The sequence below is a fragment of the Mesorhizobium sp. M0243 genome, from assembly GCF_040321775.1.
Taxonomy (GTDB): domain Bacteria; phylum Pseudomonadota; class Alphaproteobacteria; order Rhizobiales; family Rhizobiaceae; genus Mesorhizobium.
Genome location: NZ_JAMYSF010000031.1, coordinates 19,220 through 37,863, shown reverse-complemented (window position 1 = coordinate 37,863; position 18,644 = coordinate 19,220). Strand labels below are relative to the sequence as shown.

Genomic DNA, 18,644 nt, shown 5'->3' with positions numbered 1-18,644 from the left:
GCTCAGGACTCTCCAAGCCAGAATGTATCCGGCATGTAGACACCGAAATAGGCGGTCGGATCGTAGCCGAAGAGCGCCTTGTCAGGCAGATTGCGCAGCCGTGAGGACACCAGAATCGGCTGATGCGTTCCGTTCACGGTCCCGATCGAAAACACCTGATCGGTGTAGATCGACAGCATCGAATTCCAGATTTCGGCGCGCTCTGTCGCTTCGATCGATGCGTTCCAGCGCTTGAGCAAAACCATCAACTCGATCACTTCAGGAAGATCGGGCGCCTCGCCCATCTTGCCATGGGACAAGTAGTGAGCACCCCAGAGCGGCCATTGCAGCTGATCGTCGATGGTGGGGGCCAACTGACTCGGGTTCATGTCGGCGGTCGGCACGCCATTGTCGATGCCCGACCACATCGACATCATGATCTGGCCGCCAAGCGCGCGGCTGCGGAAGATGTCGCGCTGCGAAGTCCGGATGAACAGGGCGATGCCGATCTTTCGCCAGTGATCGGTGATGAGTTCGAGCGCGTCGGTTTCCAGCGTGCTTTCGCCGGCGGTTTCCACGATGATCTGGGCAGAGCGTCCATCGGGAAGTATCCGCAGGCCGTCATCGTCACGTGCCAGAAGCCCGACCTCGTCGAGCAGCGCGTTGGCCTGGTCGGGATCATGGGCAACCCAAGCTTTAGCGAATTCCGGCCGGTAGAGCGGGCTCTCGGACAAAACCGTATCGGCGCTTTCCTGCGCCAATCCGTAGAACACGGCCATATTGATCTCGCGCCTGTCCACGGCGAGCGAAAGTGCGCGGCGCACGCGCACGTCACGCAGAAGGCCACGCCACACCTGGTCGGCACAATTCAGATTCGGCAGCAGCGCCAGCCGAGAACCCTGTGTGCGTTTCCACAGGTGCATCTTCACCGGATAGCGCTTCTCCGCGTCCTTCAGGAAGGAGTAATCGCTGAAGTCAATTCCCATGCATTGCAGGTCGCTCTCGCCCGCCCCGGTCTTCGCGGAGATGATCGCCGATGAGCTGACATTCATGATGATTCGGTCAACATAGGGCAGTTGCCGGCCGTTCTCGTCTGTCCGATGAAAGAAGGGGTTGCGCTCGAAGATGAATTGCTCGGCCGGCGGCTTGGTTCGGTTCTGCCAGGGGTCGAGCGTCGGCAGTTCCGGGTTCTCCGGGCGATATTGCCGCGACATACGGATATGCAGGAGCGTCCATTTCTGGGTCCGGTTCTCCTTCATCAGGCCGGCGAGCCGGAATGGATCCTGATATTTCTTGTGGAACTGCTTGAGATAGGCGGATGGCAGAACAAGCGATATCGGCGAAGCGGCAGCGAGCTTGGGCAGGAAGTCGGGATTGGGCGCATCCCAACTATAGCGCACCGTCAACGGATCGACGATCTCGAAGCGTGGCGGCTTGCCGTCCGCTATCAGGGTCGGGGCGAGCCCGCCTTGCGAAAGCTCATCGTTCAGCCAGACATCTTCCCAACAATAGCGAAAATCCTCCGGCGTCAGCAGGCTGCCGTCGGACCATTTGTGTCCTTCCCGTATCTTGAACGTGAAGATGCGATCATCCGCGACGTCGAAATTTTCGAGAATGTCGGCCTGCAAGCTAAGCTTTTCGTCGTAGCCGACCAGGCGAGAATATCCGTAAATCGTCATCATCCGGATATCTTTCTGGCTGCCGATGATCGTACGCAGCGTGCCGCCATATTGGCCCGGCTGCCGGCCCATCGTGGCGAGATTCAAGGCGCGCGGGCTCTTGGGCAGGCGCTCGGTGAGTGCTGGCAGCGCCCTGGCCGTCAGCTGCGGCCGAAGAAATTCCGGCTCCAGGTCGCCAGCGCGCGACGTGCCCGGCAGGAGTGCCGAAGCCATCACGCCAAGGACGGTGCGACGGCTGATCAATGGCGTAACTCGCTGACATCGGCCGAACGTCGGGCCAGCACGAGGTGGCCGCCGCCAAGATCGAGCGGCGCCAGGACATCCTCGTCGCCTTCTTCGCGGAATTGTGGTCCCCATGCGCTGGTGTCAGAAGCGCCGCCGAGCTTCAGCGTCTTGAAATCCATCGGCCGGTCGAGATCGGGGAAAGGTACCGCGGCGACCAGGGAGCGCGTGTAGGGGTGGATTGGTTTCCTGAGCAGAATTTCGCGCGGCGCAAGCTCGACGATACGCCCGCCGCACATCACCGCGATGCGGTCTGCCATGTAGTCCACCACCGCCAGATTGTGGGATATGAACAGGTAGGTCAGGCCCAGTTCTTTTTGCAGGTCCTTCAGAAGATTCAGGATCTGCGCCTGGACAGAGACATCGAGCGCCGAAACCGGCTCGTCGCAGATCAGGAGTTCAGGCCCCAGCGCCAATGCGCGCGCGATGCCGATGCGCTGACGCTGCCCGCCGGAGAAACTGTGCGGATAACGCTTGATGAAGCGCGGATCGAGCCCGATTGCCTGCATCAGGCTCTTGACCGTGGCGAGTCGGGACGCCGCATTGCCACGCTCATGGATCTCCAGCGGCTCGCTCAAGATGTTCTCCACCGTCATGCGAGGTGAAAGCGACGAAACCGGGTCCTGGAAGACCATCTGGATTTTCGCGCGCAATATGCGCAGGGCATCTCCCTCTGCGCCCAGGACGTCGGTCGGTCCATCGCGGCCGTTGAAGATCACAGAACCGCCGCTGGGGGTAATGGCCCGCATGAGGATCTTGCTGACGGTTGTTTTGCCACAGCCGCTTTCGCCGACCAGACCCAGACACTCACCCCGCCTGATGTCGAAGCTCACGCCGTCCACGGCGCGAACAGAGGATTGATGACCCCCGCTGAACCATCCTGACTTGCGGATGGTGAAGGTCTTAGTAAGATCCCTTACCGACAGCAGGATGTCGTCTGGCCCCTTCGATGCCGGGGCAGTCTGCTTGCCGAGCAGGTTCCCGACATTCACCGGCACCTCGCGGAGCGCCTTTAGCCTTTCACCGGGCTTCAGGTCGAAATGCGGAACGGCTGCCATTAGGCCCTTCAGGTAAGGGTGGCCCGGCCGGCGGAATATCGCCTCGACAGGCCCCATTTCCATGATCTCGCCATGGTACATGACCACCACCTCGTCGGCGACATTGGCGACCACGCCGAGGTCGTGCGTGATCAGCAGCATCGCCATGTTCAGCTTGGTCTGAAGCCCGCGCAGCAATTGCAGGATTTGCGCCTGGATGGTGACGTCCAACGCCGTCGTCGGCTCGTCGGCGATCAACAAAGCAGGCCGGCAGATAAGCGCCATGGCGATCATGGCGCGTTGCCGCAATCCTCCCGAAAGTTCAAATGGATACATGTCGTAGGCGCGCTTGGGATTGGGGAAGCCGACAAGGCCGAGCATTTCCTCGGTCCGCGCCTTGCGCTCCGCCCGAGCCATAGGCGTATGAATCTGCAAGGATTCGCTGACCTGGTTGCCGATCGTGTGCAGCGGCGAGAGCGATGTCATTGGCTCCTGAAAGATTTTGCCGATGCGGCTGCCTCTCAACGCCCGGATTTCGGTTCCGTCACGCTGCATCTGCAGGATGTCTTGCGTCGTGCCAGGCTTTTCAGGATCAGAAAACAGGATACGGCCGCGAACGTGGGCCGTATTCGGCAAAATGCCCATCACTGCCTGGCTGAGAACCGATTTTCCGGAACCGGACTCGCCCACAAGCGCGGTAACCTTGCCGGGCAGGACGCGGAGATTTGCGCGTCTGACGGCATGCAACGGTCCCCCGATCATGGCAAAAGAGATGCCAAGATCCTCGATCCGCAGCAGATCCATGCCCGAATTCATCCTCACACCAGCCCCACTCTGGCAGTCTGCCGGGCGGCAGACCCAAAAAGCGAGACTAGCGTATTGCCAGCCTAGAGCAACTTGGATTCGAATCGAATTCCGCGACGGAACCGGCGACCGGGCTGCACACCAAGGCTTTCGGACCGGATCGTGTCGGTTACTGGAGCTTCCTCCGGTCGCTTGCCGACAACCGCGCGGCATCGCGATGAAGCAGCATGACCTGCTCGGCGTCCGATATCCGGTCCTGAATCGGCGCAGCGTCTTCATCGAGCGCGAGAGCACCCGACAAATCGGGTGAAAGCACCGTCAGCTTCTGCTTGATACCCGCCAGTTCCTCCGTGCCGAGCGTCAGCCAACTGTTGTCGCCGCAATAGCTGGCGAAGTCCTTGCTGGCGAGAACGCTGTGCGGATATTTCTTGGTCAGGGTCTGGAGACGCTGGACCTCGTTTACAGCCGAGCCGAAGACAGAGAATGTCAGCCGGTCGGTAAGTCCGACGTTGCCGAACATCACATTGCCGACATGCAGGCCGATACCAAACTTTATGTCGCCCAACCCCTGCTCCTTTCTGCGCAGATTGAGCTCCATCATGCGCGCGCTGGCCTTGTGCGCTGCCGCAAGAGCAGCCTGGCAGGCGATCTCGGACTGCGAGCGATGCCTTTCGCAGGGGTAGACGGCGATGAAGCCATCCCCCAGGAAACTCATGATCTGCCCGCCTTTGCGATTGAAAGGTGCAGCGATGGCATCGAAAAACTGGTTCAGCGTATCGATGTAGATTTCGCGACCGGAGGTTTCGGCAAGCCTTGTCGACCCCCGCATATCGCCCATGACCAGTGCGGCCCGGATTGTGTCACCCTCGCCGCGCTTGATCTGGCCGTCCAGCACACGTCTGCCGGCGTCGCCGCCAAGATAAGTGGTCATCATGTTGTCGGCGAGCTTGGTGAGCACCGCCATCTTGGTGGCGATAGCGAGATAGTTCTGGATCCGCAATAGCGCCGAAATCATGCCGTCGCTGAAGCCAGACGCACTGTCGGTCGACCACGACCCCATCATGCCCTGGCTGGTATCGCCGTTGAAGGGATGCACGAATGCCATGTAATCGGTGACGCCCATACGCCTGAGGTCGTCGAAAACAGGAAACTCCGACCGCACCGAGGGGTCAAGCCGGCGCCGCAGGTGGTCGAGCTTGTTGCTGAGCAGATGGTAGTATGGGCTGGTCAGGAATCTGTCGGAATGAACGCCGTTCTCACTGCGGAAGCCTTCCACTTCCAGGCCCTGGCCGCGAAGCCAGGTAAAACCAAGCGCGTCATAGAGCGGATGAAGCATCGAAAAGCTCAAATGCACCCGCTTCAGCGGCAGGCCGGCAGCAGCCAACCGTTCACAAAAGCCCTTTACCAATGTTTCCAGGTCGTTGCCCGCCAGCGCCGATTGGCTCAGCCAGTCGGCAACTTTATCCATGAGAATGGTGGAAACTTCTGCTTGCGCTGTGCTCATGCTATCTCAAACCCGTCGAAGACGAGCCATCTCCTTTGATCCGCCACACAAGTGAAGGCAGTGAAGCCGGCTTCGGCGACGAAAGCCGGCGAAGAATTTCCTAAATAACTCCTTGCAGGAAGGAAGCAGGCGTAAACAGCATCTATCACCTGGAACCCTATGTGGCGAGGCTTCCGGCGGAGTGCAATCTCGATCCTGACATCGGGCAAAGAATTCGCCGTCTCAGACATCGTCGGGCCTTCACCACCACTGTCGCTTGGACCAGCCCGAGGCGGCCAAAATCATTGCGTGTGTCGACGACCAGAGGAGCGTGATCAGCGATCGCCTGATAGTCGATCGCGTCGTGGTAGGTTGCCACACGACAGCATCGGATCCTTCGGGGATCCTCTCCGGCTCCCGGTGTTTCGTCAGCGGTGTCGGAACGCAGATTATGATGGCATCGCAGACGGCTAGTTCGGCAAATCCGCAGTGGTGCGGAACCGCCCGGCCGGCACGGCTGTCGACGTCACTGCCTCAAGTAGGATTGGCCGTTGCTCAGGCATCGACCTTCCGGGCTTCGATGTCGAAGCCGGAAACCGGGAACCCGGCGCGTGCGATCGCAACCGACAGCGGCAACCCGACATAGCTCGGTCCGATCACGCCGACTTGCGCGACGCACCTCGAAATCCGGTTCAGAAGACGGTCATATGTTGATCGTTAGGCGTCCAAAAATCTGCTTTCCCGTCAATTCGGACAGGCTACCCGCTCCCATGGCGCGGCTCACCGGTGCCAAGAACCATGAGTGAGGGCATATTGCGGAAATCGATTTCCGCAAGCAGTCAGCAGACCGGCGCCTTCGCCTTCAGGCTTGCGGCAGCCATCGCGTAGCCGCCGGCGGCGCCATCGATGAAATGAACATGATCGCGCTGCAGCGGCGAGATGACGAGGCAGGTCATCAAGGCCGACTTCTGGCGGTGCAGGCCATAATTGCAGATGCCCGCCTCTTCCGCCTGCTTCAGCCGGTCTTGGATCCGATGCAGCACATCCGCGTCAACGTCGATGGTCATCTTCAAGCCGTCGTCGAACTTTCGGAAATCCGAATTGCTGGCCACCTCGCGTTTGTAGACCTTCGGATCGAAACGGCCAATCGTCCAGCCAAATCGATCGGTTACAGCCGTAAGCGTCATCAGGAACACGATCCACAGCTTCGACCGCCACCGCCATCCTGCCGTGGCCATCGCCCGCGCCTCGACATCCAGGCCGGCGGGCAGCAGACTGTAGCCCGGGCCGTCCACCGGCACCGGGTGGCCATCGCGCTCCTGCCTGCCGGCGAGGGCGATGATGTCGGAAGCCAGAAACTGAAACCCGCGCAAGTCGCGCGACGCCCCCGGTGTGGCTATGATCGAGACGATTTCGCCATGCCGTGCTTCGATCGGGTTCCAACGGCAGGAAAGGCCGGTCAGATCCGGCCGCGCGCCGACCGGCGCAGGATCGATGCGGTAGCGCCCCGCTTTCATCTCAGCTTCCGCCCAACTGCCGCCACCGCCGGCGAACATGGCATAGAAGGCCGCTTCGGAGGCCTGGAACCTCGCCACGCGAACGTCGAGGCCCTGCGCCCTTATGTCCCCTATCGGCACGATCGCGGCGCGCAAGGTCAGGCCCAGTTCGTCCGCCACCCATCTTTGGACGGCCGCCAGCGCGTTGCGGGCGATCTCCAGCGCCGAGCCGGGAAACGCCACGAGTGCGCCGTCGCCGCCGAAGACAAAGGGGAGATCTTGCCGACCCAGCGCATTGAGCAGCGCCGAAATGACGCTTGCGCCGGCCATATTGACGGTTTTATAGCGCCCCGCCTCGATCGCCTTGGTCGAGCCGACAATGTCGGCAGTGGCCAGCGCCCAGCCATCGGGGAGGGGCCGATAGTTATCGATATCGGCAACGCTTTCGAACTTTGCGAAGACCGGCAAAGAAGCGACAAAAGGGTCGGACGCGACAGCTGTTTCCATGGCCATCAGATAGCACATTCCACGACTTGAAGGTGAAGTCGATCACGCTTGGAAATTGACTTGCGCAGGCTTTCCGATGATAGGGTCGCGCGATGCGAATTGCCTTCTACGCGCCGCTGAAGTCACCCAATCATCCCGTTGTCTCCGGCGACCGCCAGATGGCACGGATGCTTGTCAAAGCGCTGGAGTACGGAGGGCATAGCGTCGAATTGGCATCTGAGTTGCGCTTCTATCTACGCCAGCCGGAGTCGAAAAGTTTCGAGGCACTCAAGATCGAGGCCGCAGAGGAAGCCGCGCGGCTGACCAAGCTTTGGGATCGTGACGGCAAGCCCGATCTCTGGTTCACCTACCATCCCTATTACAAGGCGCCCGACTTGATCGGGCCGGAGCTGGCGTCGGCCTTTGCTGTCCCCTATGTGACAGCGGAAGCCTCCTATTCCAGGCGACGCAATGCCGGCTTGTGGGCCGATAGCCAAGCATTGGTGGCGCGAGCCATCGAACAAGCGGCTCTGAACATCTGCTTCACCCAAAGGGATCGTCAGGGACTGGCGGATGCTATTCCCAAGGCCGCTTTCGGTATGCTTTCGCCCTTCATCGACATATCGGCATTCCGGGAAATCCCGGCACGGGGTTGTCCGACGCGCCTCGTTACCGTCGCCATGATGCGCCCGGGCGACAAACTGGGTAGCTATCGCATGCTGGCGCAAGCGCTCGGCTTGATCGGCCATATGCCCTGGACCATGTCGGTCGTCGGAGACGGGCCAGCTCGCGACGAGGTCGAAGCGCAATTCGCCGGCTTGCCCGCCGATCGTATCGAATGGATCGGCTCGATCGAGCCTGCCGCCGTGCCGGATGTCCTTTATACCGGGGGAATCTATGTCTGGCCGGGTTATGGCGAGGCCTACGGCGTTGCCTATCTTGAAGCACAGGCCGCCGGCCTTCCGGTGGTGGCTCAGGACATCGCCGGCGTGCCGGAGGTCGTGCGGGATGGCCAGACCGGGTTTCTCACCCCGCCGGGCGATGTCGCGGCGTTCGCTTCCGCCATTGAAAGGCTTCTGGCCCGGGACGACGAAAGAACCATCATGGCCGCGGAAGCCCGGCGTTTCGTTCTCGAAGAACGTTCCCTCGGTGGCGCAGCTGCGCGTCTGGCCGAACTTATTGCGAAGGTCCCGGTCTCATGACGTCCGATCCGATCTGGCAGCCCTTGGTGGAAGAGCTGGCGCGCCTGCAACGGGCGGGCCGCAAGGCGGAGTTCTGGCTGCGCGACGACGACGCCGTGTATCCGACGCCTGCGCTTGATCGGCTGCTCGACCTCACCGGTGAATTCGCGGTTCCGGTCACTCTGGCCGTCATTCCGGCCCTGACCGACGCGAAGCTTGTCGCCCGGCTCGACGAGGCCCCGCATGCCACGGTCGCCATCCATGGCTGGGCGCACCGGACTCATGCGCCCGAGGACCAGAAAAAGCAGGAGCTCGGCGCGCATCGGCCACGCGAGGCGGTGCTCGATGATCTGGCTCGCGGACTGTCGCGAGTAACCGGCCTGCACGGCGCACGTGCCGTTCCGATGCTGGTGCCGCCCTGGAACAGGATCGACGCCGGCGTGGTATCCCACCTTGGATCGATAGGTTTTGCGGCCTTGTCAGTCTATGGGCCGCCGAAGCCGGCTTCATTGGCGGTCATCAACAGCAATGTCGACATCATGGATTGGCATGGCACGCGCGGCTGCCGCGATCATGGTGTATTGGTCCAGGCTATCATCGCACACTTGCAGCATGCATCCGACGGCGAGCCGATCGGCCTGCTCACCCACCATCTTGTACATGATGAATCGGCCTGGCTTTTCCTCGAACGATTGTTGACAGTCACCGCACAGGCTGAACCCTGTGCATGGCTTCCGATCAGGACATTGATCGGGCGCCACGCGGGTAAAGGAAAATAGCTCAGCGCTTTCTGTGCGATGAGACCGGGAATTTGAGCATCTGGCCATCCCGCGCGGCAAAAGCGCCGGCAAACCTGTCCTTGGCCAGCTTCTCCATCTCGTCCAGTTGCTCGTCGGTGCGTGTCGGATCGTGGTGAAACAGCGCAAGCGCCCGTGCACCGGCCGCCTCACAGAGCTTGACGCCCTGTTGCCATGTCGAGTGACCGTTACCGCGGCGGCGTTCCATTTCCTTCTCGGTGTAGGTGCAATCGTAAATGACGAGGTCGGCATCTTCGATCAGGTCGAGCACCGACTGATCGAGTTTGTCCGGCTCGTGCTCGGTGTCGGTGATCACCGCCACGACGCGGCCGCCCCATTCGATCCGGTAGCCTATGCAGCCTCCCGGATGGGTGAGACTGCCGGTCCGAACCACCACCCCTTCGCGCGGCCGAAGCACGTCTCCGGATACGAAATCGCGGCAGTCGAGATTTGCCTTGCAGACGTTCATTTTCACCGGAAACCACGGCGGCCGTATGAACTCATCGATAATCTGCCGGGTCGTCATGCGTCCTGCAAGATGCCCGGACCAAAGCGTAAGCTTGACGCTCGGGTCGAAGATAGGCGCAAAAGCCGGCAGCCCGATGATGTGATCGTAATGGCAATGGGTGAAAAGCAGGTCGAAATCGGTCACATCCGACGCCTGAAGCGCCTTGCCGGCAGGCCGCAGGCCAGAGCCTGCGTCGAACAGAAGCGTATGCTTGCCGCATCGCATCTCAATGCAGATTGTGTTGCCGCCATAGCGAGCGAATTCTGGCCCGGATACAGCAATGCTGCCGCGCACGCCCCAAAATCTGACCAGGAAAAAATCGTCGTCCATGCTACCTTTCGCCCATCATAGCTCTAGGCGCTTCGTGCGTCGATCAGATCCGCGGTCGTATGGCTTAGCCGATCGGCAAGAACCCGCAATATCTCGATGGTCATTTCCGGGAACTCCTTCATAAGCCTCAGGAAATGATCCTTGCGGATTCTCAAGGCCTCCAGATCACTTGCCGCGCTGACGGTGGCAGTGCGGGAGCTGTTGCACAATATGGCGATCTCGCCGACAATCGAATTTGGCAGCAGTTCGGCAACTTTCATCGGCCCGCTGTCGGAATCGACCAGAATATCCGCCCTGCCTGAAAGGATGACATAGGCAGCGTCTGCCTCGTCGCCCTGCCGGAAAAGAATCTGGCCGGCGCTGTAATTCACGCGATCGGATGTGAACGCGAGCAGCTTGAGCTTTGCCGGCTCAATGCCAGAGAACAAGGGAACGCGTTGCAGCATTCCAACTTCATCCTTGAGCAGCATTGTCGCAAACCTTCCTAAATTCGCGTCTGCCAGACTATGACAGAAGTTCCTTGAAGATACCGTTCTCTGCCAAAAGTGTCTCGTGTGTACCGTCTTCCACCAATTGACCCGAGTCAAAGACGATAACGCGATCGAACATCATCGCCATTGCCGGACTCGTCACGACCCACACAATTGCCGGCGAATGGCCGTCGCGTCTGGCTTCCTCGAGCACGTTTCGCAGCACCTTGTCCTGAATGCGCTGGTCGAGCGCCGACAGCGGCCGGTTGAGAATGAGAAAATCGGGACGCTTGAGCAGAGCCCGGGCAACATCGAGCTTCTGTCGCTGTCCGCCGGTCAGCCGCCTTCCACCGGCGCCGACGTTGAAGTCCAGGCCGACATCCAGAAGCTCGGCATAGAGCCCCAGCTCGTCAAGAATGTCATAGACGATGGAGCGTATGCGGTCCGGGGCGTCGGGATGGTTGTTTCCCACACGGCCGAATAGGACATTGTCCATGACGGTGGCCGCGGCAATGTATTTGGCAGGATCATACCGTTCGATCGCGTTGTGCAGTTCGGGCGGCAGGTTTTCATAGAACTGGTTGCGTGCGGCGACGATCTTGCTCATCAACTCGTCGGTCAGCAGGCCGAAGCGGTGCCGGGGCTCGATATAGGCAAAGCTCAAGGTGATGATCATGGCGCGGTCGGCCTCCGAAACCGCCTCGTAGGGGCGGTTCTTGAGCCGCTGCAGCAAGGTCTCGTAGGCGGGGATCTCCTCGGCGCTCATGAAGGCGAGCTGCTGGAAGAACTGGTGATCTGGCGGCAGGTCGGCAAACAGCTCGATGGCCTGTTCGGCGATCTCCATGCCCATCTCGTAGAGCGTGCTGTCGAGGCCGGCCTGCTTCAGCACGGAAGCAAAGTAGGGATTGGCCGCCAGAGCCTTGTCGGCCAGTTCGGGGCCGGCGGCGGCGCCGAAAAGCAAGTTCTGGCCGATCGTCGCTTCCGTGTTGTAAGCGCCCGGCTCGAAAGGAACCACCAGTTCGCGCAGCCCTTCCTGTTCCAGCCGGGTTCGCAGCGCTGCACGCAGTTCGACGATCCGCCCGGCGAGCTTCGTGTGACGCGTGAGGTCGGCCGAAGAGCGCAAGCCAAGATCCAGTATGTCGCGCGACAGAAGAACCGCGTCGAGCACCCGGCGCACCGCTTCAAAGAGGTCGTGCGGGCCGGTAGCACCGGCGGAAGCATAGTCGATCCAGTCGCTATGGACGTCGAAATCCGGATTGCCCGACCGGCGCGCCTCGTCCATGTTCCAGCGCTGCTGGTCTGCCGCGGCGCCGTCATAAGTCACCGATGTCAGCGGTGCATGCTTCAACCCGTAGAGCAGGTTATCGCGCAGGCTTGCTTGGAACAGGAAAACATCCGACGAGGCGTAAGACATGCGCCGGCCGGTCACGGCTTCGGGGAGTTCAAGCAGGTCATCGGCGCCCGAAGCGACCTTTCCACTCTCTGGCCAGTTCAGACGCGCGAAGGCTTCTGCTAGCGCCTCCGCTCCGCCTGTCGGGGTGCTGACCAGCGCCACCGTCTCAGCCGGCTTGACCTGCATGGAGACACGGTTGAGGAGCATTGCACCGCCATCGTCTGCCATGGAGAGACCGACCGCCGACAGCGGGTTTGTCATCGGACCGCGATCGTCGATCGTCAGTGCCGCGATTCCCGGCGCAATGATATCCTCGACGGTGAACTGTTCAACGACCTGCTGATATTTGACCTGGACATCCTGCCGATCCTGATCCCAGTCGATCAGTTCCTTCATCGGTCCGGGCAGGTCCTTGTAGGCTCCGATCACCGCCACGAGTTGGCCGACGTCCAGCCGGCCCCCGATGACCAGATACCCGCCGATCATGTAGAACAGAAAGGGCGTGAGCTGTGCGAGAAAATTGTTGAGGAACTTTACCATGAATTTCCATTGGTAAAGATCGAAGCGGATCTTGAAGATGAGCCCTAGCCTAGCAGCTATGTCGGCGCGCTCGTAGTTCGACGTATCGTGGACGTGAACCGCGCCGATGCCGTCAACGATTTCGCCAACCCGGCCAGAAAGCGCGCGCGCCGTCAACTGCCGTTGGCGCCCAAGCACGAGCAGCCGCCGCCGCATCCGCGGGATGAGTACGATCTGGATGATCACGATCACCACCGCTATCATTCCGAGCCAGACGTTCTGGACCATGATGAACAGCATGGCCGTCAGCGCCTGGCCGCCGAGCAGCACCGGCTGCAGGAAGGCATCGCCGATAAAGCCGCCCAGCGGCTCCACCTCATCCTTCACCATGGTCGCCACTTCGGCGGATTTCACCCGCTTGAAGTAAATCGGCGGAAACCGCAGCACACGATCGATCAGATCGAAGCGAATACGCCGCAGCATGCGTTCGCCGAGGCGGCCCTTGTAGGTGTTGATGTAGAGTTTGAACAGGCCGTTGATGACGACCAGCAAGAGGAACACAAGGCTCAGGGCAAGCAGCGTCTCCTTGCGGTCAAGCTGAAAACCGGAGAAGAACTGGACCTCGCCAATGAACGGCAGGTTATAGTGCAATCTCATGAAGGGCAGGGTCGTGCCGGGTTGCTCGAACCCCTTCCCCTGGATCGGGCCGTTGACGATCAGCTTCGGCAGGTCGAAGGACATGAAATATGGGATCATCGAAAGCAGGACGATCATCAATATCCAGATCTGCTGCTTCCGGGTGTGCGTCCAGATATAGCGGGCTAGGCTGGGTTCCATATGCGACTGTCAGTTTGGAGGATGCAGGCGGTGAAAGCACCTGCTGGCAAACGATGTATCGGCAATGTCTTCGCGGATGGACGCCGCTGGTCGGGACAGACGCAATCGGCCCCCTTCGCCACCGTGCAACGGCGAAACGGCTGGCGGCATCGTCTTATCCGCAAGTCGAACAGGCTCGCGTGAGGCAATATTGCGTTGTGTCGCCCGAAATCCCAACATAGAGGACGAATATGATGGATGTCACACAAGCACGCAATGCCGGCGGGCACGAACAAGCCTTGGATCTCGCCCGGGGAATTGCCGCCTATGTCGACCACCCTCTCGTCGCCGGGCTGGCGCGCGTCATCGCCAAGCATCCGACGGCCGACATCGCCAACGCCTTCAACCACAAGCAGGTCGCTTGCAAGATGTGGGCGCTCGACGAGCTGTTTGGAAGCTGCGGCGGCCGGTTCGGGCGTATATGGGTGCTGGGTGGATGGTACGGCGTATTGCCGGCAATGCTTTTCAACGACGCCCGTTTCGACATTGCGGCGATCGACAGCATCGACATCGATCCGGAAGTCGGGCCGGTCGCCCGGACCCTCAACCGGGAAGCCGGCGACCGCTTCCGGGCGCTGACGGAAGATATGTACGCACTCGACTATGCCGCCGGGCGGCCCGACCTAGTGGTCAATACGAGCTGCGAACACATAGCCGAGCTGGGTGCCTGGCTGGCCCTGCTTCCGCGGGGCACGAATGTGCTGCTGCAATCGAACGATTACTTCAGCGAGCCGACGCACATCAACTGCGTGGCTTCGCTTGCAGCCTTCGAAGCAATGGCGGCGCTACGGGAGATCAGGTTCTCCGGCGAACTGCCGACAAAAAAATATACGCGCTTCATGCTGATTGGAACTGTTTGAAGCGCGTTTCGCGAATCCAACGAGATGCGACCTGCGTTAGGATTTCGAGGACCAGGTTCGTTGCCGCTCGCGCAGGATTTGCGCAGAGTGACGGGCGCCTTCCAGATCGAGACGATGCGCCGCTGGCGCCGGTCCCGCAAGCGCCTGTTCGATCGCTTGCGCCAGACACTCAGGCGTCAGGTCCTTTTCCATCCGCACCGTTGCAAGGCCGAGCTCTTCGAGCATAAGGGCTCGAACCGTCTGTTCCGTTTCCCCGCCGGCTGCAAAGGGAACGAGCAGCGAGCGACAGCGCGCGCGCAGGACATCGCAGACAGTGTTGTAACCCGCCTGCGAGACCGACAGGCGGGCGCCGGTCAGCAAGCTGGCGAAATCCTCGCGAAACCGGAAGATGGACAGGCGCGGCGTCGCATCGCGTGTAATCGCGTCAAATTCGTCCTTCGGCAGGTTTGGGCCGGTGATCAGACACCATTTCCAGGCGTTGTCGGCATTCCGCGCTAATGCGATGGTGGACCGGACAAGGCTCTTTCCGGCGGCCCCGCCGCCAACCGACACCACAACGTCGAAACGCTCGGAGGCCGCGGGCGCTGGTGGCGCGGCAACGAGCCCCGTGTACGCAACCTCGGCCCTGATCGCTCCCGCCAGTGGAAATGTCTTGTCGATGGTTGCGAAAGCCGGATCGCCATGGACCATGACAAGGTCAAAATGCCTGTTAACGAGATCGACCGTTTCCTCGTTTCGGCCCGGCTTGACGCGCTCCTGAAGGATATCACGGACTGACGTCACCAGCAGCGGTCTGGGCGACGCCGCGTCGATGGCCTCGATCAGCGGCAAGAGTTCGAAACGCATCTGCCGGCGCCCAAATGGAAACGCCTCGACAATGACGATATCAGGCCTGCAATCCCGGAATGCCTGCAGCAGCATCTCTGAACGCCGTTTCTTGAAATCATCGTCGATGGGCTTGCCCTGCAGGTCGACAAGACCGGAAAATCCTTCATCACCGGAGGTGACAGATGGCAGGGTTACAGATATTGCCCCCAATCCCGGAAACCCCGCGACCGGCGCTCCGCCAGTGACGATGGTTACGTCAAACCCGTCATCGACCAGAGCCGCCGCGACGCGGCTGGAGCGCGCGAGATGGCCGATGCCGAGCAGGTGCTGGACATAGAAGAACGCGCGCAGCCGCTTCATTCGGCGGCCCGCCACTCCCGTTCGAACAGCTCCTTGAGCTGTCCAATGCTTGCTATGTGATCGAAATTGCCGCGCACGCGCGCCTCTGCGGTGTCGCCGAGGCGGGCACGCAGCACGGGATCACGGATCAGCCGCTCCAGCGCCTGTGCCAGGGCAATTGGGTTTTCCGTCGGAACCAGCAGCCCGGTTTCATCCGGCGATAAAAGCTCCGGCACGCCGGAAATATCGGTCGACACGCAGGCAAGCCGCTGGCTGGCCGCCTCCACCAGAACATTCGGCAGACCATCGCGGTCACCATTTGCGGTGATCCTGCAGGCCAGGGCGAAGATATCGGCGCGGCGGTAGTGCTCAAGCACCTCTTCCTGCGCGAGCGCGCCTTTCCAAGAGATGCGACCATCCAGTCCGAGCTTTTGCGCCAACGCCTTGAGCCGTTCCAGTTCCTCGCCGCCGCCAATATGCTCGAAACGCCACGCTAAATCACCGGGCAAGAGGGCAAGGGCCTCCAGCAAGGTGTCGTAACCTTTCTTTGCAACGGCGCGCCCGACACTCAGAACGATAACCGGTTCGTCCGGCGCCGAGCCGTCATGCTGTTTTCGTGCCTCGCCGAAAATGCCGAAGCGATCAAGGTCGAGCCCATGATAGCTCAAATGCACTGACGAGTTGCCGTCGGCGAGTTTTTTCAGACGGTCGAAGCCGGTTTTCGTGCAAGTTACCGTCCAGCGCGCCGAGGAAAGCTTGCTGGCCAGATCCCAATCCGCCGAAGTCCAGATGTCCTTGGCATGGGCCGAGCAGCTCCAGGGCAGACCAAGAAGCTGGCTGGCATAGCGCGTCACCGATGCCGGCGTGTGCGCGAAATGCGCATGCAGCCATACCGCGTCTTCGGGCCATTCGGCCGCTAGCACGAGCGCTTGCCCGAAACGGCGCGCGCGATTGCGCGTAAAGTCGCGCGGCATATCGACGGCCAGCGATCCCAGTGCACGCCAGAAGCCCGGCCGCAGCAAACAAGCAGAAAGCGAGCGAACCACGCGCAGCGGCTCTTCATGCAGATATTCCGGCAGATAATGGACGGGCGCTTTGATCTCGTCATGCACGGGGTGGCGTTTTGCGTCGGTCGGCCGCCTGAGCGCGACGAGTATCAGATCGAACCCCGCACGCTCCAGTCCGAGCAGTTCCTGCGCGATGAAGGTTTCCGAGAGCCGCGGATAACCCTTCAGAACCACGACGATCTTGCGATGTTGCAACTCAGTTCATGCCTTCAATAACCGAAAGGTGAGGGCCAGCCTGCCGGTCGAGCAGTTCCGCGACGATTTCGGAAATATGAGGGAGCCCTTCCAGGGTCAGATGTGGATTACTCTGGGATGGACGAGGCCGATTCGGCAGCGCCACCAGTGCATCGGCAAATCGCTGGGAGTCCTTGGCTTCCTCCGGCAAAAGCATTTCGACGAGGCCCAGTTCGGCTGCGCGCCGCGCGCGGATCAGTTGTTCCTGGCGGGGTTCGATGCGCGGCACGATGAGCGCCGGCTTGTCGAAAGATAGTATCTCGCAATAAGTATTGTAACCGCCCATCGCCACTACCGCCTTGGCGCCGGCAATCAGGTCTTCCATGCGGTTGTCGAACTCGATAATCTTGATGTAGGGGATCGTGGCCCCCTTCTTCAGCAACTTGTTGCGCTTGCGAGCCGGCATGTAAGGCCCAAGCACGATCAGCGCCTTGTGCTGCAATTTCGGATCCTGCTGATAAGCGTCGATGACGTCGTGAATCAATTCGGCGCCGTCGCCGCCGCCACCGGTGGTAACCAGGATATAGTCGCCCTCTGGCCGGTGGCCGGGCAACTGGTTCCGCTGCAGGCTCCGTTGCAGGAAACCGACGAATCTCATTTTTGCCCTGACAGCCGGCGGCACATCCAAGCCAGTCAACGGATCGTAGAAATCCGGCGGGCCATAGGCCCAGACCTTGTCGTAGAACAGGCCTATCTTGCGCATCACATCCCTGCGCGCCCACTCTGCTTCGAGCAGATGCGGTGCATCCATCACCTCGCGCAGGCCAAGCACCAGCGTGGTGCCCCGCGTCTTGAGGTAGGACAGCGTGTCCTCAATCTCACCGCGCAGGCCGAGCGGTTCCTTGTCGACGATGAAGATATCCGGCCGGAAGGTCTCGGCTGTGTGGCGGATGATCGACTGACGCATCCTTAGCGTCTCATGCAGATCGATGTCCTTTTCCAACGAGGTGTATTCGCCGTTGCGCAGCTTGATGACGCTGGGGATCTTCACGAAGTCGACACGGGCGCGGTAGTCGAAGGCGCCAGCGATAGTCGCACCCGAAATGATAAGCACCTGAAGCCCACGGAAATCCTCGACTAGCGAATGCGCAATAGTCCGGCAGCGCTGCAAGTGGCCGAGCCCGAACGTGTCGTGGCTGTACATGAGAATTCGTGCGTTTTCTGCGTGCTGGGTCATTCTTGAACGTCTCTTAAAATTCTCGCCTTGACACCGTGAGTGGCCCGCCGGCTTCGAAACCATCCTGGGTTTGGCCGCAATTTTCAATTTTATATTGCTTCTATGGAATGCCGTTCAGATATGCTTTCTGATCGCGAGTCCGAGACTAGATGGGTTGGCGAATATCGCCGCGCGGGTGTGAGCAGAGACTTCCTGTTATATTGTGGGATGGATCGAAGAGGAAAGCGATGTCAAAAAAATCGGCAGAAATCATCCCTCTTGATTCCAATCCGGACTGGTAAAGGTGAAATTCCCCTATCTTGCCCATATAGCCAATTGCTTGATCGGTATACGAAAGGACAAGGTCGCTGGCGTCGCACGGCGCATTCTTGTAGAACTCATTCGTGCGCCATTGCACTCGCCTCGGGACCAAAGGTGCCGCCCATTATTCTCTTGACGGGCGGTCTCATTGTGATTCACCGACCAGAAATTGAGCCATCTGTCGCCAAGCTAGCCGGAATTTCAGCAAAAATCGAGTGGATGCCAGCGCGGTCGCAACACACCACCCGCTGCAGGGTGTGTGCGACACCGGTTGCTTGTCGATCGTTATGGCCCATGCCAATGCCTTATTGGAGCGGTGACGGTACTTCTTTAAACGGCTTGGGCAGGCCGTCGAACGTCGTGAGGTACAAAAATCGCCCGATTGGTCCCGATAGTTGGTGAACCCTCGAAAATTCTTTGCGGCGAATTCCCTTTAAAACCAAAAGCGTAATTTTTTGACGGCTCTGGTGTCGGTCTCTTTTGGGATTATAGGGATATTTTAGTGCAATTTCAATGAGT

At 60.3% G+C, this 18,644-nt stretch carries 14 protein-coding genes; 3 read left to right on the top strand and 11 right to left on the bottom strand.

Annotated features, from left to right (window positions below):
- Positions 1-2: 2 nt before the first annotated feature.
- The 5 genes from NKJ11_RS28635 to NKJ11_RS28615 all read right to left on the bottom strand — a co-directional run bounded on the left by NKJ11_RS28635 (position 3) and on the right by NKJ11_RS28615 (position 7,285).
- Positions 3-1,901 carry an ABC transporter substrate-binding protein gene (locus tag NKJ11_RS28635; RefSeq protein ID WP_352794807.1) on the bottom strand — a complete coding sequence of 633 codons (1,899 nt, stop codon included), beginning with the start codon at positions 1,899-1,901 and terminating at the stop codon, positions 3-5.
- Positions 1,898-3,793, bottom strand: coding sequence for an ABC transporter ATP-binding protein (locus tag NKJ11_RS28630; protein ID WP_352794817.1), 1,896 nt, complete (start codon positions 3,791-3,793; stop codon positions 1,898-1,900). The genes NKJ11_RS28635 and NKJ11_RS28630 overlap by 4 nt, the downstream gene beginning before the upstream one ends.
- A 157-nt stretch (positions 3,794-3,950) precedes the next feature.
- Positions 3,951-5,285 (bottom strand): adenylate/guanylate cyclase domain-containing protein, encoded by a 1,335-nt coding sequence (locus tag NKJ11_RS28625; protein ID WP_352442503.1) that lies wholly within the window; start codon positions 5,283-5,285, stop codon positions 3,951-3,953.
- A gap of 534 nt (positions 5,286-5,819) precedes the next feature.
- A complete protein-coding gene (locus tag NKJ11_RS28620) occupies positions 5,820-5,924 on the bottom strand; it encodes a hypothetical protein (RefSeq protein ID WP_023809549.1) in 105 nt (34 codons plus the stop codon).
- Positions 5,925-6,103: 179 nt separating this feature from the next.
- A complete protein-coding gene (locus NKJ11_RS28615; protein ID WP_081734769.1) occupies positions 6,104-7,285 on the bottom strand; it encodes a DUF3095 domain-containing protein in 1,182 nt (393 codons plus the stop codon).
- Between the two features lie 74 nt (positions 7,286-7,359).
- Here NKJ11_RS28615 and NKJ11_RS28610 point away from each other — a divergent pair, with 74 nt between their 5' ends.
- Both NKJ11_RS28610 and NKJ11_RS28605 read left to right on the top strand, forming a co-directional pair.
- On the top strand, positions 7,360-8,448 hold the full coding sequence (locus NKJ11_RS28610; protein WP_023809547.1) for a glycosyltransferase family 4 protein: 1,089 nt from the start codon (positions 7,360-7,362) through the stop codon (positions 8,446-8,448).
- Positions 8,445-9,206 carry a polysaccharide deacetylase family protein gene (locus NKJ11_RS28605; RefSeq protein ID WP_352612688.1) on the top strand — a complete coding sequence of 254 codons (762 nt, stop codon included), beginning with the start codon at positions 8,445-8,447 and terminating at the stop codon, positions 9,204-9,206. Before NKJ11_RS28610 ends, NKJ11_RS28605 begins: the two co-directional genes overlap by 4 nt.
- A 1-nt stretch (position 9,207) precedes the next feature.
- Here NKJ11_RS28605 and NKJ11_RS28600 read toward each other — a convergent pair whose 3' ends face one another.
- The 3 genes from NKJ11_RS28600 to NKJ11_RS28590 are packed head-to-tail and all read right to left on the bottom strand — an operon-like array spanning position 9,208 to position 13,281.
- A complete protein-coding gene (locus NKJ11_RS28600) occupies positions 9,208-10,062 on the bottom strand; it encodes an MBL fold metallo-hydrolase (RefSeq protein WP_023809545.1) in 855 nt (284 codons plus the stop codon).
- Positions 10,063-10,085: 23 nt separating this feature from the next.
- On the bottom strand, positions 10,086-10,532 hold the full coding sequence (locus NKJ11_RS28595; protein ID WP_031212612.1) for a cyclic nucleotide-binding domain-containing protein: 447 nt from the start codon (positions 10,530-10,532) through the stop codon (positions 10,086-10,088).
- Positions 10,533-10,566: 34 nt separating this feature from the next.
- Complete coding sequence (locus NKJ11_RS28590) at positions 10,567-13,281, bottom strand: ABC transporter transmembrane domain-containing protein (protein ID WP_352442505.1); 2,715 nt, start codon at positions 13,279-13,281, stop codon at positions 10,567-10,569.
- Between the two features lie 233 nt (positions 13,282-13,514).
- Between NKJ11_RS28590 and NKJ11_RS28585 the strand changes: the two genes are divergently transcribed.
- A complete protein-coding gene (locus NKJ11_RS28585; protein ID WP_081734794.1) occupies positions 13,515-14,180 on the top strand; it encodes a class I SAM-dependent methyltransferase in 666 nt (221 codons plus the stop codon).
- Positions 14,181-14,216: 36 nt separating this feature from the next.
- On the opposite strand, the gene NKJ11_RS28580 is transcribed toward NKJ11_RS28585, so the two are convergent.
- Genes NKJ11_RS28580 through NKJ11_RS28570 form a run of 3 tightly spaced genes read right to left on the bottom strand, consistent with a single transcriptional unit; the run spans position 14,217 to position 17,825 of the window.
- Positions 14,217-15,368, bottom strand: coding sequence for a glycosyltransferase family protein (locus tag NKJ11_RS28580; RefSeq protein ID WP_023809542.1), 1,152 nt, complete (start codon positions 15,366-15,368; stop codon positions 14,217-14,219).
- Positions 15,365-16,609, bottom strand: coding sequence for a glycosyltransferase (locus NKJ11_RS28575; RefSeq protein ID WP_023809541.1), 1,245 nt, complete (start codon positions 16,607-16,609; stop codon positions 15,365-15,367). Before NKJ11_RS28575 ends, NKJ11_RS28580 begins: the two co-directional genes overlap by 4 nt.
- Position 16,610: 1 nt before the next feature.
- Positions 16,611-17,825: a glycosyltransferase family protein gene (locus NKJ11_RS28570; protein ID WP_023809540.1), complete on the bottom strand. Its 1,215-nt coding sequence runs from the start codon at positions 17,823-17,825 to the stop codon at positions 16,611-16,613.
- Between the last annotated feature and the right edge of the window lie 819 nt (positions 17,826-18,644).